4 protein-coding genes are annotated in these 1,977 nt (G+C 38.7%); 1 reads left to right on the top strand and 3 read right to left on the bottom strand.

Annotation, left to right across the window (positions count from 1 at the left end):
• Nucleotides 1–161: 161 nt before the first annotated feature.
• The 3 genes from HMPREF3129_RS18645 to HMPREF3129_RS03980 all read right to left on the bottom strand — a co-directional run bounded on the left by HMPREF3129_RS18645 (nucleotide 162) and on the right by HMPREF3129_RS03980 (nucleotide 1,159).
• Complete coding sequence (locus HMPREF3129_RS18645; RefSeq protein WP_164484703.1) at nucleotides 162–338, bottom strand: hypothetical protein; 177 nt, start codon at nucleotides 336–338, stop codon at nucleotides 162–164.
• 96 nt (nucleotides 339–434) lie between these two features.
• Complete coding sequence (locus HMPREF3129_RS03985; RefSeq protein ID WP_070486796.1) at nucleotides 435–788, bottom strand: hypothetical protein; 354 nt, start codon at nucleotides 786–788, stop codon at nucleotides 435–437.
• Between the two features lie 143 nt (nucleotides 789–931).
• Complete coding sequence (locus HMPREF3129_RS03980; protein ID WP_070486794.1) at nucleotides 932–1,159, bottom strand: helix-turn-helix domain-containing protein; 228 nt, start codon at nucleotides 1,157–1,159, stop codon at nucleotides 932–934.
• Between the two features lie 79 nt (nucleotides 1,160–1,238).
• Between HMPREF3129_RS03980 and HMPREF3129_RS03975 the strand changes: the two genes are divergently transcribed.
• A complete protein-coding gene (locus HMPREF3129_RS03975) occupies nucleotides 1,239–1,916 on the top strand; it encodes a LexA family protein (protein ID WP_070486789.1) in 678 nt (225 codons plus the stop codon).
• Nucleotides 1,917–1,977 lie beyond the last annotated feature (61 nt).

Below are 1,977 nucleotides of genomic sequence, written 5' to 3'. Positions count from 1 at the left end.
GCACCTTCCTTTTGAAAACACTCAAAATTTCATTAATTTGATCAACTGAAAAATCTTCCTTCAATAAATCATCAAGAAATTTATTTGGTATGAATGTAAATCCATCTTCTTCTGGTAATTCAGGCAATAGTTTCTTGGCTCTTAATTTGTACGATGCAACATTACTCATGCGATCCTCCTAGTAATTTCTCACGATGCTCATTTCTCAATTTTGCATCTTCGAATGCTTCCTTTAGACGTTTACTTCCTAACGGTGTCACTTCTCGTAACGTCTTATCTCGCATGATGTTTTTATGCACTTCGTGACGATTAAACCAATGATTAACTTTCTTCTTCATGGTATAATTTCCTTATTCCTAAGCTGTATCAGCAAAAGGAAAGCTCAAAATCAGCTTCCCTTTAATACTGGTTATTGATACAGTGTATTTGTTAGTCTAAATGGTTAAGTCCATTTGTTGAGAAGCCTCACCATTCGCAGTGGTTGAGGCTTTTCTTTTAACCTTTCCCTTCCCTTCAAGAGCCTGAATAACCCTTTCAGCATAATCACCTTCAAGAACAACTTTCGTTGGCTTCTCACTGATGTTTACCGAATCAGGGGGTAATCCGAACTTACTCACCAACTGGCAAGCTAAATCGAATATTCTGGCTTTATCTCGACTGGATTTTGATGGGTGTATTCCTAGCGCCTTGGCGAGTCCGTTATTACCGACTGAATACATTTGTTGAATGTAAAACGTCATCAATTCGTTTGATGAGCACTCTACTTTGATATTTTTTGCACATTCCATAGTTTAAATTCCTTCTTAGATTACTTCCCATATTGGGAACAGCAGTAATGATCCGTGGCTCATTCCATATGAGCGGATTGTTGATAATAATTTGCCGATTGAAGTCAAAAGGCACTGCATGAATTTTTAAAGAGCGGGTGAAGCTAAGGTGCAAGTAATTTTTTCTGGCTAACTGATAGTAAGTATTCAGCTTTTACTTTCCCTTTTGATAGGGATTGGATTGTTTTTGCATAATTGGTTTTTCCAAAGAATTCTGTTTTTGGTAGAAAACCATTGTTAATCCATTTGTAAACCGCTCTCTCACTTACTCCACATGCCTTTGCTACTCTGGCAACGCCAATGTCAGTAATTGGCTTACGTAAATCATCCATAAAAATCTCCTTTATCGTACTTTCAGTACGCATTATCTCCGTACTGAAAGTCTTTTGCAAGAAGTTTATAATTGAACTCATGGTACAAGCAGAAAAAGTGCGGAATGAATTTTCCCGAAGGCTAGCACAGGCCTGTAAAGATGCGGGATTAAATGAACACGGCAGAGGGGCTGAGATAGTAAAAGCCCTTGGTGTCTCATCTAAGGCTGTTAGTAAATGGTTTAATGGGGAGTCTTTACCGCGGCAAGATAAAATGAACGCGTTGGCGAAATTCTTAAAATGCGATGTTATTTGGTTGCAGCATGGTCATGAAAATGTAAATAACGCTAATGTAAGTAACCCTAGACCTTATCGACCAGCTCCTAAGTACCCTGTTATTAGCTTTGTTCAGGCGGGTAATTGGACTGAAGCTTGTGAGCCATATACGTTGAGTGAGATCGATGAGTGGTACGAATCAGAGGTATCTGTTCAAGGTTCCGCTTTTTGGTTGAAGGTTGAAGGTGACTCAATGACAGCACCTATGGGTGTAAGTATCCCAGAGGGATCTCTAGTTTTAGTAGATACGGGTAGAGAGCCTATAAATGGGAGTTTGGTGATAGCCAAGCTTACCGACACGAATGAAGCAACATTCAAAAAACTTGTTTTGGATGGAGCTAAATATCTTAAAGCGTTAAACCCAGCCTATCCCGCCATTCCTATAAATGGTAACTGTAAAATTATTGGTGTTGTAGTTCAGATGATGATGCGATTTGTGTAACCCAATGGCCTGACGACACGTTTTAGGGTGTGGTTTTAAACATAATAATATTAACTAGATA

Source organism: Proteus sp. HMSC14B05, assembly GCF_001808035.1.
GTDB classification, from domain to species: Bacteria; Pseudomonadota; Gammaproteobacteria; order Enterobacterales; family Enterobacteriaceae; genus Proteus; species Proteus mirabilis.
Note: the sequence above shows the minus strand (reverse complement) of the source record. Positions and strands in the feature narration are given on the sequence as shown.